Source organism: Endozoicomonas elysicola (genome assembly GCF_000710775.1).
Taxonomy (GTDB): domain Bacteria; phylum Pseudomonadota; class Gammaproteobacteria; order Pseudomonadales; family Endozoicomonadaceae; genus Endozoicomonas; species Endozoicomonas elysicola.
The window spans coordinates 358,982-371,763 of record NZ_JOJP01000001.1; the positions used below are offsets into that span (position 1 = coordinate 358,982).

General features: G+C 44.4%; 14 protein-coding genes and 2 rRNA genes (1 of these 16 cut by a window edge). 3 read left to right on the top strand and 13 right to left on the bottom strand.

The window, feature by feature from the left end:
- Positions 1–11: 11 nt before the first annotated feature.
- From atpE to GV64_RS01575, 4 genes are all read right to left on the bottom strand, one after another.
- Entirely contained in the window at positions 12–263 is a 252-nt protein-coding gene (gene atpE / locus GV64_RS01560; protein WP_020581950.1) for a F0F1 ATP synthase subunit C, read from the bottom strand.
- 122 nt (positions 264–385) lie between these two features.
- On the bottom strand, positions 386–1,267 hold the full coding sequence (atpB, locus tag GV64_RS01565; RefSeq protein WP_020581949.1) for a F0F1 ATP synthase subunit A: 882 nt from the start codon (positions 1,265–1,267) through the stop codon (positions 386–388).
- A 154-nt stretch (positions 1,268–1,421) separates the two neighbouring features.
- Complete coding sequence (locus GV64_RS01570; RefSeq protein WP_236632909.1) at positions 1,422–1,880, bottom strand: F0F1 ATP synthase subunit I; 459 nt, start codon at positions 1,878–1,880, stop codon at positions 1,422–1,424.
- A 373-nt stretch (positions 1,881–2,253) separates the two neighbouring features.
- Complete coding sequence (locus GV64_RS01575; protein WP_020581947.1) at positions 2,254–3,156, bottom strand: LysR substrate-binding domain-containing protein; 903 nt, start codon at positions 3,154–3,156, stop codon at positions 2,254–2,256.
- Between the two features lie 273 nt (positions 3,157–3,429).
- On the opposite strand from GV64_RS01575, the gene GV64_RS25155 reads away from it, so the two are divergent.
- Together GV64_RS25155 and GV64_RS01580 are read left to right on the top strand one after the other, a co-directional pair.
- Positions 3,430–3,582 (top strand): hypothetical protein, encoded by a 153-nt coding sequence (locus GV64_RS25155; RefSeq protein ID WP_020581946.1) that lies wholly within the window; start codon positions 3,430–3,432, stop codon positions 3,580–3,582.
- A gap of 566 nt (positions 3,583–4,148) precedes the next feature.
- Entirely contained in the window at positions 4,149–4,802 is a 654-nt protein-coding gene (locus GV64_RS01580) for an outer membrane beta-barrel protein (RefSeq protein WP_020581945.1), read from the top strand.
- A 50-nt stretch (positions 4,803–4,852) separates the two neighbouring features.
- Here the strand turns inward: GV64_RS01580 and GV64_RS01585 are convergent, their stop codons facing one another.
- From GV64_RS01585 to GV64_RS01600, 4 genes are all read right to left on the bottom strand, one after another.
- On the bottom strand, positions 4,853–6,025 hold the full coding sequence (locus tag GV64_RS01585) for a glutathionylspermidine synthase family protein (protein ID WP_020581944.1): 1,173 nt from the start codon (positions 6,023–6,025) through the stop codon (positions 4,853–4,855).
- Complete coding sequence (locus GV64_RS01590; protein ID WP_020581943.1) at positions 6,025–6,546, bottom strand: DUF1190 domain-containing protein; 522 nt, start codon at positions 6,544–6,546, stop codon at positions 6,025–6,027. The genes GV64_RS01585 and GV64_RS01590 overlap by 1 nt, the downstream gene beginning before the upstream one ends.
- Before the next feature lie 19 nt (positions 6,547–6,565).
- Positions 6,566–6,976: a DUF350 domain-containing protein gene (locus tag GV64_RS01595; RefSeq protein WP_020581942.1), complete on the bottom strand. Its 411-nt coding sequence runs from the start codon at positions 6,974–6,976 to the stop codon at positions 6,566–6,568.
- Between the two features lie 67 nt (positions 6,977–7,043).
- Entirely contained in the window at positions 7,044–7,694 is a 651-nt protein-coding gene (locus tag GV64_RS01600) for a DUF2491 family protein (RefSeq protein WP_020581941.1), read from the bottom strand.
- A 122-nt stretch (positions 7,695–7,816) separates the two neighbouring features.
- Here GV64_RS01600 and GV64_RS01605 point away from each other — a divergent pair, with 122 nt between their 5' ends.
- Positions 7,817–8,446: a LysE family translocator gene (locus GV64_RS01605; RefSeq protein WP_020581940.1), complete on the top strand. Its 630-nt coding sequence runs from the start codon at positions 7,817–7,819 to the stop codon at positions 8,444–8,446.
- A gap of 3 nt (positions 8,447–8,449) precedes the next feature.
- Here the strand turns inward: GV64_RS01605 and GV64_RS01610 are convergent, their stop codons facing one another.
- From GV64_RS01610 to GV64_RS01630, 5 genes are all read right to left on the bottom strand, one after another.
- Positions 8,450–9,139 carry a PspA/IM30 family protein gene (locus GV64_RS01610; RefSeq protein ID WP_020581939.1) on the bottom strand — a complete coding sequence of 230 codons (690 nt, stop codon included), beginning with the start codon at positions 9,137–9,139 and terminating at the stop codon, positions 8,450–8,452.
- Between the two features lie 41 nt (positions 9,140–9,180).
- Positions 9,181–9,807, bottom strand: a complete 627-nt coding sequence (locus GV64_RS01615; RefSeq protein ID WP_020581938.1) for a YjfI family protein — start codon at positions 9,805–9,807, stop codon at positions 9,181–9,183.
- Positions 9,808–9,920: 113 nt separating this feature from the next.
- Positions 9,921–11,366: a TrkH family potassium uptake protein gene (locus GV64_RS01620; protein ID WP_026258177.1), complete on the bottom strand. Its 1,446-nt coding sequence runs from the start codon at positions 11,364–11,366 to the stop codon at positions 9,921–9,923.
- Positions 11,367–11,612: 246 nt separating this feature from the next.
- A 5S ribosomal RNA gene (rrf, locus tag GV64_RS01625) occupies positions 11,613–11,728 on the bottom strand.
- Between the two features lie 123 nt (positions 11,729–11,851).
- Positions 11,852–12,782 (bottom strand): 23S ribosomal RNA (locus tag GV64_RS01630); it runs 1,959 nt beyond the window's last position.

The following is a 12,782-nucleotide window of genomic DNA, read 5'->3' on the forward strand; positions in this document are numbered from 1 at the left end:
AACGTCTTTGCTTAGAGCAGTCCAACAAATGGGTTAGCAAAGGTGAAGAACAGAGCAATACCTACGGCAATCATTGGGATCGCGTCAAGCAGACCTGCAACGATGAACATTTTGGTTTGCAGCATAGGCGCAGTTTCTGGCTGACGGGCAACCCCTTCCAGAAATTTACCACCCAGCAGGGCAAAGCCAATACCAGTTGCCAGTGCAGCTACACCCAGCATGATTGCAACACTGATTACTGTCAGACCAACTACCAGTTCCATATTTCCTCCCGACTTTACAGGTCGTGTGTTGTGAGATTTAGTGGTTAGTTAAAGTTAATTTATCCAGAGGACAGCACACCTGCATGAAAGCAGAAAATGCCATCCTGTCACCTTTCATTCACTCAGTGTTCTTCATGGACACTGCTCAGATAAACAATGGTCAGTGTCATGAAGATGTATGCCTGAAGGGTAATAACCAGAATGTGGAGAACAGCCCAGCCAAAATGCAGTGGCAGCTGAGCCCAACCAATCATGGCAATCAGGATAAATATCAGTTCACCGGCATACATATTGCCGAAAAGTCGAAGCCCCAGAGAAACTGGCTTGGCTAACAGGGATACCGTTTCCAGCAGCAGGTTTACGGGTATCAGAATAACCTTGGCTACCGGATTCTTACTGGAGAATGGGTGCAGGGCCAAGTCGGAAAACAGACCAGACACTCCCTTGACCTTAATCCAGAAGAAAAGCATTAAAAAGAAGACACTGATCGACATCGACATGGTGATGTTTGGATCAGTTGATGGCACGATCTTCATGTATGGAATACCTGCCAGCGTTGCCAAGCCGGGAATCCAGTCCACTGGAATAAGATCCATGAGGTTCATGAAGAAAATCCAGACAAAAATTGTCAGGGCCAAAGGGGCAATCATCGGGTTTTTACCGTGAAAAGATTCACGGACACTGGTGTCGACAAATTCTACGATCGACTCAACTGCATTTTGCAGCTTACCCGGTACACCTGAAGTTGCATTCTTGGCAACAAAGCGAAACAAAAGAACGAATACAAATCCAAGAAATACAGACCAGAGCATGCTGTCTACATGGATTGCCCAGAAGCCCATTTCTTTAGCTTCAGCAGGTGTCAGAGCAAAAGTCCAGGTTGGCTCAGTCAGAACACCCTGTGGATGCCCATAAGCATCAACACGCTCAAAACCAGCAGGCAGCTGACCATACGTCAAATTCTGCAAGTGGTGCTGTATGTATTCAGTAGCAGTATTTGCCATGGCTAATCCTGTAAACCATCCATTACATTTTCAATATCAAAGCTGCCTGAGTTTTCAACTTTTGATCTAAAATCAAACTGTAAACACGAAGCAGCTTTTCCACTTAAACACTTTTCAGCCAAAAACAGTCATGAACGGACCGTTTTTATAAACCCTATGCTGGCTTGCCCTTCTTCCGACGACCCACCAGCAACGGTGCAAACCAATTTACCGCCTGAACTGCAATAAAGGCCCCAAACAGCGCCAATGGCTCCAACGGTTTAACCAAGGTAAAAACCAGAATAAAACCGGCTGTCGTTAATACCAGCTTGCCTGCTTCCCCACGATAGAATGAGCTGACAATCAATTTTGCTGAACGCGCCCCACGATAACGGAACGCTCTCCATATAAAGTACGCATTGGGCAGCGAGCAACAAAGCCCACCCAACAGGGATGACAGCGCAAAAGTGAACCCCAGGGGAGACAGTGCCAGAGTCAGCACTGCAGAGACAGCCAACTGAGCAACAATAACACGATGTACTGGTGGCTGTTGAAGCCACATGTATTTACGGTGATCTACACGACCAGACCTGCGATTGGCAAATCCAGACCAGTCATCACTTCGCATTGTCATTCGCTGCTTCCAGACTTTTGCTTCTGACATACTTCGCTAACTACAACTCAACTATCTTTCCCTCCTTTATTTTCTAAGAGAAAGGAGGGAGCAAAAGATTTTTGCATGCTCACTGCGTAATGTTTTGTTGGAACGTGTCAGAATCTGTTATTTATTCATTAATTTCTGACTTCCCAGCGGGCGCAGTATATGGGTAATAGTACCTATATTCAACTGAAACCATACTGCCGAGCTAATATTTCACTGAGTCATAAAGCGCCACAGTTGATAGAACACCCAGTCAATACCCGCTACACAAGGGCTGGGAGAACGGCTTCAAAATTTCGTAGACATATTGAGTCGTATAGATGGTTTAATGAATGCGGTTTAAAAATTAATCTTTCTTAAATGGCTTCCAGTCAATAATAAACCGGCATAACTGATTAAAAACTGCACTTTTGTACTTTTTCTTGTGTGTTAGCAAGTAAAAGTGGCGTTTTAAATTAAGCCCTGTAACCCCTATTGTCGCCATATGCCCGGTATCTAACGTTGATTTAGCCGCAAGACTGGATATACAGGCAATTCCAACGCCATCACTTACCGCTTGTTTAACGGCTTCCGAACGGTTTAGCACCATGGAGACTTTAGGGGAGTCCAGCTGGGTAGCTATCATTTCATCGAAAAGTTCACGGGTACCGGAACCTGGTTCTCTCAACACCCAGTGTTCATCAGACAGAGAGTTAAGTGGAATATTTTTCTGATTCGCCAGGGGATGATCAGGACTACAAATCACCACCAGCTCATCTTCCAGCCAGGTTGTGACGTCAATATCAGGGTGCAGGCAGGTACCCTCGACAACAGCCAGATCAATTTTAAAATCAAGAAGATGTTGCTCGATGGCTCGGGTATTATCAATCTCAAGATCAATTCTTATACCAGGGTTTGTTTCCCGGAACTGGAACAATATTTTCGGCAGAAGATTATTACCAATCGTAGAACTGGCATTCAAAATCAAAGAGCCTGACTCATACGAACCATCGACAGCGAATTGTATCTCCAGCTCTTTCGCACGTTCAATAAGTTCACAAGCTTTAGGAAGCAGTGCACGCCCAGAATCATTCATCTTGAGACCCGCCCCTTGATTTCGATCAAAAAGTGGGCCCAAATGTTTTTCCAGTTCAGATAACGCCATACTGGCCGCCGGCTGTGAAATATGTAAACTTTCAGCAGCTCCCGTCACTCGCCCATATTGAGCAACTGCACGGAATATTTCCAACTGGCGAAGCGTAATATGCATTTGATGTACAGCCTATTCCGTCAAAACAGCCATGAGCAGAAAAAAGTATGAGAAAAGCCCCAATAGCAGCTTTGCAAATATCATAACCAAGAGCTTTTATGATACTCCTGTACCTGAAGCGGGGATAGAATATCATCAGACTTTAAATCAGGGGGCATAAGCATACTTGATAGGGCATCAAAGTTTTATTGATTTTTTATTAAAAACAACTCGCCATATACTGAATTCGTAGTCATCCCCAACTGGGTTTACTCAGTTTATTCGAGTTGTATCATGAAAAACAGCGGCATCAATGGCTGGGTTGAGTTGAAAAAACAAACCCCCTATTTTGAAACAATCCTGAACTGCAGACGAATTCTGAAAAAGACCACGCCCTGGAACGACATGGCACTCTTCTTCAAAGAAGCTGACAAGCATATTAAATAAGATATTCTACCTATTTATAACTGCTTCCTGTATTAATAAAAAGCCGCTCTCTCAGCGGCTTTTTTGTCTACCTAAAAAATAAAAGAGAGCAATCAACACTAACACCAAAAAACAAAAAAGCACTTTAGCGATCACAAATTTCAATGATAAAAGTCATATTGTGTAATTAAATATAATCGAATAATACACTGTTCACGAAAAATGAAGACTATTATTTGACACTAAATATAAATATTAATTTTTTAATATAAAAAGAAATTAGCCCTAAAAAATTCGACGATAGTTCACGAATACAAGACAGGATAACAATACATTTAATGTACTTTAGTGCAATAAATGTACATGGCATAAACCAAAATTGTGATCTATATAAATTCCTTAATCGAAAATGAAACGCTGTTCTCAATAGGTTTCTGAGCGTAATCACGAGTTTTTTATCTCAGCTACTCAAAATTCAGTCTATTGTTAACTACGCTTCTTATTTTTGAGCTTTGTCTATAGAGCATAGAAAAAGCAACCGGTTGTTCTTTGTACACACTTGGATATGGAATACGTTGGGAATCCCCATGAAAAAGATAACTTCACTCTTTACAGCCCTTACTATCTCCGCTGTTTCTTCTGTAGCTATGGCAACTGGTTGGGAGGATGATTGGTCGACCAGTGATGTTTTCGTAGGCTTGGAAGGTGGCTATTCTAAAACCAAGGTAAAGGTTGATAGCGTAGCGGGAGAAGATAAAAGCGACAGTACCGGCTTCTTTGGCCTGCGACTCGGTAGCTACTGGGAAGATGAAGCCAGAGCCTATTTTACTGTGGGCTACCTCAAGCCTAAGGATGCTCATTGGAACTCTAATGGGACTGATTATAAAGTTCACGACATCAAACAGCTTAACCTTCTGGTTTCAGCAGACTATCTTTTTATGCCTGAGTGGGAGGTTCAACCCTTTGTTGGTCTGACTATCGGTGCAGCAGAGACAAAGGCCAAAGGCTCAAACATTCCTGTTTCTGATACAGAAACAGCTGACGGGAGTTTCAAAAAGAAATGGGCTTTTGCTTACGGTGCTCAGGCAGGTGTGATATATCAGATTGATAACATTGATCTCGAAGCTGGATTAAAATACCTGACCAATAGCACTTCCCACCACTATAAAGAACATCATCACGTCAAATTAAAAGTAAATGACTCTCGCCAATTTTATGTAGCTGCATCCATTCATTTCTGAACAGCTCAAGTGATAAGCCCCGCCCGACAGTCGGATCGGGGCTTATTGTTTTATCCTCTAATAATATGAGGGACAAACCGAGAACTGTCCTTGGTTATCACCGAATTGTCTTCCCTTATTCCTATTCCTGCAGGTCGGTCAGCAATAACCCAACTACCTACCAATGTATGGTTTCCAGCAAACTCCGGTAGCGGACTGTATTTCTGCAAAATATAACCACTATCTACATACGGGCCATCAACAGAAAGCACTCTGTCTCCCTTTTCCATCACAGAGATATTAGCTCCTTCTCTGGAAAAAAATGGCTTTTTAACATAATGATTTCCTAAGTCCTCTCCTGGCACATCATCTTCAAAATAACAGGGTAGAAGATTGGGGTGCCCCTTAAACTCCTGCCACAGTAAAGGCAATATACCTTTGTTAGAGAGGATAGACTTCCACGGTGGTTCAATAAAAAGCGTATCACTGCCAGGTAGGTAAGTTCCAAACGCTTCTTCAAACATAAATTCCCAAGGATAAAGTTTGAACATACCCGGAATGGTCATGTCATCCAGATCGGTAAACTGCCCTTCTGAGCTTACACCAATATCTTCTGTGTGAATAAAGCGTGTACTTAGTCCAGCCTGTACCGCACAGTCACGAAAGTACTCAACCGTGCCATAATCTTCTTCCGAATCTTTGCTACATGAAAAATACAGAAGCTCCCCCCCCATCTTCTGCTTCCTTAAAAGAATCAGGGCTTCGATCAGCATCTCTTGAATGATATTAAACTGGTCGATATCGGGAGGAAGTTTCTTTTCATCTATCATCTGCTCTAGCCAGAGCCACTGAAAAAAAGCAGACTCATACAGAGATGTAGGGGTATCCGCATTATATTCATAAAACTTGGCAGCAGATTTCCCATCATAGGAGAAGTCCATGCGCCCATACAGATGGGCATCTTGTCTCAACCAAGATTCTCGAACATAGTCCCAGAAATACTCAGGAATGCGCAGGCGCTCCATCATCTGCTCTGAATTAACCGCTCTATCCACCAGATGCAGGCACATTTGATGAATCTCTGCTGTAGGGTCTTCAATATCCGTTTCAATCTGCTTCATTGTGAACTGGTAATAAGCAGACTCATCCCAATAAGCATCGCCGCCTATCGTATGAAACCGAAACCCAAGAGACTCTGCCAGCTTTGTCCAGTCTTTTCTGGGTGCAGAGGTAATACGTAACATTATCCCCCCCAGCTTCCTCTGGCTGCTGAACGACTACCAAAGCCGCCACGCTTCATTGTCGTACTTTTCAGAGAGGGCTTGGCCGTTGCTTTTTTATCAACGATGACCTTCCCCTGCTTATAACTACTGCCAACCTTGTCGTAATTTCCGGTTCGGAAAAATCCCCCACTTCCCAGATAAAGAGGAATAACAGTAAAGGAACTTCTACCAGAGCCAGGTTCTGCAGCCAGCATGAAACCTTCCATTGTGGGAATATATTCACCTGATGCCAGCTGCTGACATGATGAACCAAAATCCTGCTGGCAGTCTGATCCAGAGTTATATTTGGGCGCTGCCATTAAATGATTCTGCCAGGCTTTATTATACTCAAAGCGGCATACAGACTCCGAAATCACACCATCTTTAATGCAGCTGGCAGCATCTTTATATACCAAGGCTTCTCTAGATGAATCTCCACAGCCCGTAATAACAAAAGGTGCAGTCCCCATGATGGCAAGCTGTAACTTCTTTGATCGCTTCATTATTCATTTAGCTCCAGCATTAGTAAGTCAGACAGGCAGCATTCAAGAGTCCTGCTGCAATAGAGACACCACCAAGCCAAATACCAGAAGCTAACTCGTTATCAGAAATACGGTCTGAAATTTTTGGTAAGAACAACTGCAAGCCAAAGAATGTGGCCAACTGCACAATCAGTGCCACCGCACCCCAGAGAGCCATGTCGACAAGATCGATGGAGTTTTCGATAACACTTGCCAATGGCAGCACAAAGCCAATCAAACTACCGGCAAAAGCAATCGATGCTGCCGGTACATTTGCCTTGATCAGTTTCATTTCGTCATGAGGGGTACACCGGGTATAAACCAGAACATAAATACCCGTTAAAACCAGTGCTACTGCAAAATAGGCAAGAAAAAGAGGGACTCCGGCCAGGTAGTCTGTAATGGCAACCATACTGTTAGTTCCTGAACATTATAAATCTGCCACTAGGATACCCTTGCCAGACAATAGATTCATTGCCTCAGGTGATATTCATGGAAGAAAGCTCAAGATCAAAGCCCAGACTAACGACAGCTGTAGCTTCATCTTCACCACTGAACTCAAGAGAAGTCAGAAGATACTCATATCGCTCACTACCATCAATCTGCCGCTGGTAGAGCATTGCAAGGTGGTCGACATCATAGGGAGCTATTGACTCATCCCTACTGTGAACCGTTTCTGTAAAACTTACTGGCTCGATTCTGCCTGGAATGGTTTCATCCCATACTCGTTGATAAAGAGCTTCATCCAACTGAAAACGCTTATCCCCAATAAGTCCATTTTCACTAACCCAAAGGTTAACCCCACTCTGACTGGCTATGTTATGGGTTTGAGTGAATACAAAGAATTTTATGTCATCAATATTTTGTGTTTCATAACCACCACTTGTAGATATCTGAATAAATCCATCATCTGCCGTATAAAAGCGACTAAGAGCAGAACCGGCACCAAGATCTATAAACCCAGCTGCCTCTATTGTCTGAAGCCCTTCTGGCAAGGTGAATCCTAGCTTTTCACGCATCATCTGAAAAGGCAGCAAATCCAACTCAACAGCGCTGCCTAATCGCAGATTGAGTGGCGAAGGTAAAGAAACACTGTCTTCTTTTTTACTTTTAAACCAGTCAAAGATCATAAAAACAAACTACCATTTTAAACGCTTGATAGAGAAATCGGGTCTATACTTTCAACCCCTGACAGGCTGTCATAACAGGCGGCCTACGACTTGATGGCAATGAATAGAAAAGAGAATATCTTATGTCCGAGTCATCACTGGCGCTTTTTTTGATAGCGACCCTCATTCTTGCCTTGGCCCCCGGCCCAGATCTTCTTTACATCACTACCCGAGGCCTTTCCCAAGGAGCTATGGCAGGATTTATTTCTGCACTGGGAATACATACCGGTGTTTTAATCCATACCATTATTGCATCTCTTGGACTATCTGCTCTTATCGCATCGTCAACAATGGCGTTTGCTTGTATTAAATATGCAGGAGCAGCTTATCTCTGTTACCTGGGTGTTCGTACTTTTCTTGCCAGGAGAGAGTCAAATATTAATCAGTACATTTCGAAAGTAGCTCTGAAAAAGGTTTTTTATCAGGGTGTCATTACCGATGTGCTAAACCCAAAGGTTATTCTGTTTTTCCTGGCTTTCTTCCCACAATTTATTGATCCAGCCAGCCCTTCCGCCCAGGTCGATATCATGATGCTTGGCTTAATGTTTGTTGCCGTTGCATTTCCAATTGATGCGGTAGTTGGACTTGTTTCTGGCAATATAGGTAAACATTTACCCCACGATAGTCTTCGACGACAGTGGGGTAAATGGGTGACAGGTTCTGCCTTCATCCTGCTGGGAATCGGGACAGCTTTGACATCACCGCCATCCTGATTACTACTTCTGCCGCGCCTTCAGTCTTTCCAATACGCTGGAGGCATCTGAGTCGCCTTGAGCAATACCTGCAGCCTTAAGCTTTGCCTGCAGATCGGACTCGCCAGTGTCGCCTGAAAGTTCACTGGCAGCTTCCATTTGAGCCGCTCTTTCTGCCTGACGTTGTTTAATGCGCTCAAGTGAATCCGTAGCTGTAGCCATTTTAGAGTTAACGCCACTATGCTTAGCAGCACAGGCAGCCTGAGCCTTTTGTACAGACTCTGTCGCTTTAACCGTATCGACCTGCTGCTTTAGACGACGTAGATTAGATTCTGCATCAACAATGGCTTTCTTTAAACTGACAACACTATCCGCAAAGCTCTTTTCCATCTCCTGCTCTGAATTGAGCTGGGTTTCATATTCAGAGATACGACTGGCAACTTCAGTAGCCAATGACTCATCACCCTGGTCCAGAGCTTTCATCGCATAGTTTTCATACTCTGCGACTTTCTCCTTCAGCTCTGCACATTTTTGCGAGGAGAGCTTTTGCTTCGCCATGATGCCGGCCAGCTGAGTTTTTGATTGCTGAAGTTGATCACTGGCTTCACGAATTTCCTGATCCAGTATTCGCAATGCATTACTATCAGCAATGGCTTCACCTACCTCATTGGTTGCCCCTTTAAGGGCGGTCATCACTTTATTCCAGATACTCATTCCACTTACCCATTTCTAAATTTTAAAAATTGTCTTTGTACTTATGCCACTGATTCATAAGTTAAATGACTTCCATAAGCTTCTGTGGCCTTGATGGCATTCGCTGCCAGTGTTTCTATTTCCTGCACGATATTCTGCAGAGAGGACGATGAGCTCAATGCGCCAAAAATGGTGTAGTACTCATTTCCATCAGGAAAGCGATCCAGGCTAATGGTAGAAAGCGGAAACAATTTGTGCGTTCTCAAAACTTCATCATTAAGCGTCACTGGATTTTTTACCATCGATAGTGGCCATAGCACTGCATCGGCAATAATCTGCTCTCCGGATACTGTTAGATAGATCGGTAAATCACCAAATTCCGTCATACTGATTTCCAGACAAGGCTCCGTGCCATCCACCAGGTTCAACACGGCACTGCCACTGCTACTCAGAGAATCACGGGATAGCGCTTCATACAGACTTTGCATCGTCCAAACACTATTTGACTGGGTCATGTTGGTATTTCCTGCTGGTTGATAGGAATCTGTTTGCCGCAGTTGCTGCTCAATATCACGGAGCAGACTGGCATTCTCTGGCAGAATCCAGAGTTCTTTTTTTACCAGTCCCTGCTCTCTCATTCTGGAGCGAAACTGCCTTTGATAATGTGCAGCGTTTTTCCGCTGTGCCATGAACAATCTCTCGACCTTTCTGACTAGCCCTGAGACTAATTACATGTAACAAGTGTTACATGTAATATAATGGCCGTATTATTTTTTTCAACTATCAATAATGTAAGAAATTGTCAGCGTCGCCAATACGCCGATGTAAACATTACTAAAACAGTGATAACTTCCAGCCTCCCCATCAACATACCGACAGCCAGTACCCACTTGGCCATATCCGGAAGTGGTGCAAAATTACCTGCTGGACCAATAATCTCTCCCAGACCTGGCCCAACGTTGGCAATGGCAGTCACGGCTCCGGTTAAACTGGTAATAAAGTCGAGCCCCATCAAACTAAGCAACAAAGTCATAATGCCTGTCAGCATCAGAAAGAAGAATGTGAACCCAACAAAAGAGCGGATGATATCAGAGGTAATTGGCTGCCCATTGTATTGCATACTGAAGCAGGCTCGAGGGTGGCTAAGAAGTTTCAGCTGAACATTGAGCAACCTCAATCCGAGCTGAAAACGAAATATTTTCACACCACCACTGGTAGAGCCGGAACAACCACCAATAAAGCTCAAGAAGAAAAATGCTGCACCAGCAAAACCTCCCCAAAGGGAGTAGTCGGTCAGAGCGAAACCTGTTGTACTAATGACAGATGTCGTATTAAAAGCAACAAGAGTCAAAGCATCAAAAATACGGTAATCAGAGTTCATAACTAACCAAATGGTCATAGAGCTCCATACAGCAACCAGCAGTTTAAGAAAGCCTCTTACCTGGCAGTCCTTCCATATTGGTTCTGCATTTCCTGAGAAAAATCTCACCAACAACACAAAAGGAAAACTACCAACCAGCATAAACAGAGTTCCTGTCCAGTGGATCGCCGCATTATCAAAGTGTGCCATTGATGCATCGGAGGTTGAGAATCCTCCGGTAGACAACGTTGCCATCGAATGGTTAATGGCTTCAAATACTGTCATCCCACCCATATAGTAAAAGACAGCACATAACGCACTCAAACCAAGGTAAGTTTGGACAATTCGCTTTGCTATTACTCCTGATCTGGGCATTACTTTTTCAGACCAGTCTGAAGACTCACTCTGAAAAAGACGCATACCACCAACCTTTAAAAATGGAAGAACAGCAACAGCCATAACAATAAAGCCGATACCACCCAGCCATTGAAGTACAGATCGCCACATAAGAATGCCGGGATTCATGTGATCGAGACCAACAAGTACTGTTGAGCCCGTTGTTGTGATTCCCGACATGGTTTCAAAGAAAGCATCTGTGAAACTGATCTCTGTCTCAAAAATAAATGGCAAAGCACCAAAAACACAAACCAGTATCCAGCTCGAGTTAGTTAATAGAAAAATTTCTCTCGATCTCAGCCCAAAGAATTCTGTTTTACAGGACCACCATAAGATACCCCCAGCCCCAAAGGTGAGTATGGGCGATAAGGTGAACGCCATATGATGCGCAGGTGTATTAAAAATAATATTGGTAAGAAGCGGTATACACATCAATGCCGCAAGCGTCATCAATAGTAAACCGATGACGTATAAGACAGGTTTATAATGCATGGTCTTTAAAAAGCTTGATCAGTCCATTTTCAACGACATGATTATCAAGCCGTATCCCAGTACTTTTCTGTTATGAAGGGGGGAAGATTATTATCAGTAAGATCAATCAAGTCTGCAGGCACTTATACCTAGTCATCTGGTACAAATTCGATTCTTGCCGACAAGAAAGTTTTGTCATTAACTTACTAATTTTTAAATACACATAAAAAAACCCAGCTGATTGCTCAACTGGGTTTTCTAATTAGTGCCTGGCGATGACCTACTCTCACATGGGGAAGCCCCACACTACCATCGGCGATCGGTCATTTCACTGCTGAGTTCGGGATGGGATCAGGTGGTTCTAACCTTCTATGGTCGCCAGGCTTAACTGGTTGAACTCAAAGCCTATCGGCTCTCAGTTCCGGAATCCTGTCTTAAGCTGCTTCTTGCTTCACACTCTTGCGTATGGCTGTGTATCTCTACACTCTAAATCGCTTTGGCGTTATATGGTCAAGCCGCACGAGTCATTAGTATTGGTTAGCTCAATGCCTCACAGCACTTACACACCCAACCTATCAACGTCATAGTCTTTAACGGCTCTTCAGGGGCATCTGGTGCCCAGGGAAGTCTCATCTTGAAGGGGGCTTCCCGCTTAGATGCTTTCAGCGGTTATCCCGTCCGAACATAGCTACCGGGCAATGCGTCTGGCGACACAACCCGAACACCAGTGGTCCGTCCACTCCGGTCCTCTCGTACTAGGAGCAGCTCTTCTCAAACTTCCAACGTCCACGGCAGATAGGGACCGAACTGTCTCACGACGTTCTAAACCCAGCTCGCGTACCACTTTAAATGGCGAACAGCCATACCCTTGGGACCGGCTTCAGCCCCAGGATGTGATGAGCCGACATCGAGGTGCCAAACACCGCCGTCGATGTGAACTCTTGGGCGGTATCAGCCTGTTATCCCCGGAGTACCTTTTATCCGTTGAGCGATGGCCCTTCCATTCAGAACCACCGGATCACTATGACCTACTTTCGTACCTGCTCGAGATGTACCTCTCGCAGTCAAGCTGGCTTGTGCCATTACACTAACCGTACGATGTCCGACCGTACTTAGCCAACCTTCGTGCTCCTCCGTTACTCTTTGGGAGGAGACCGCCCCAGTCAAACTACCCACCACACAATGTCCCCGATCCCGTTTCAGGACCTGGGTTAGAACCTCAATATTGCCAGGGTGGTATTTCAAGGATGGCTCCACGCAAACTGGCGTTCACGCTTCAAAGCCTCCCACCTATCCTACACAAGCAACATCAAGATCCACTGTGAAGCTGTAGTAAAGGTTCACGGGGTCTTTCCGTCTAGCCGCGGATACGCTGCATCTTAACAGCGATTTCAATTTCACTGAGTCTCGGGTGGAGACAGCGTGGCCATCGTTACG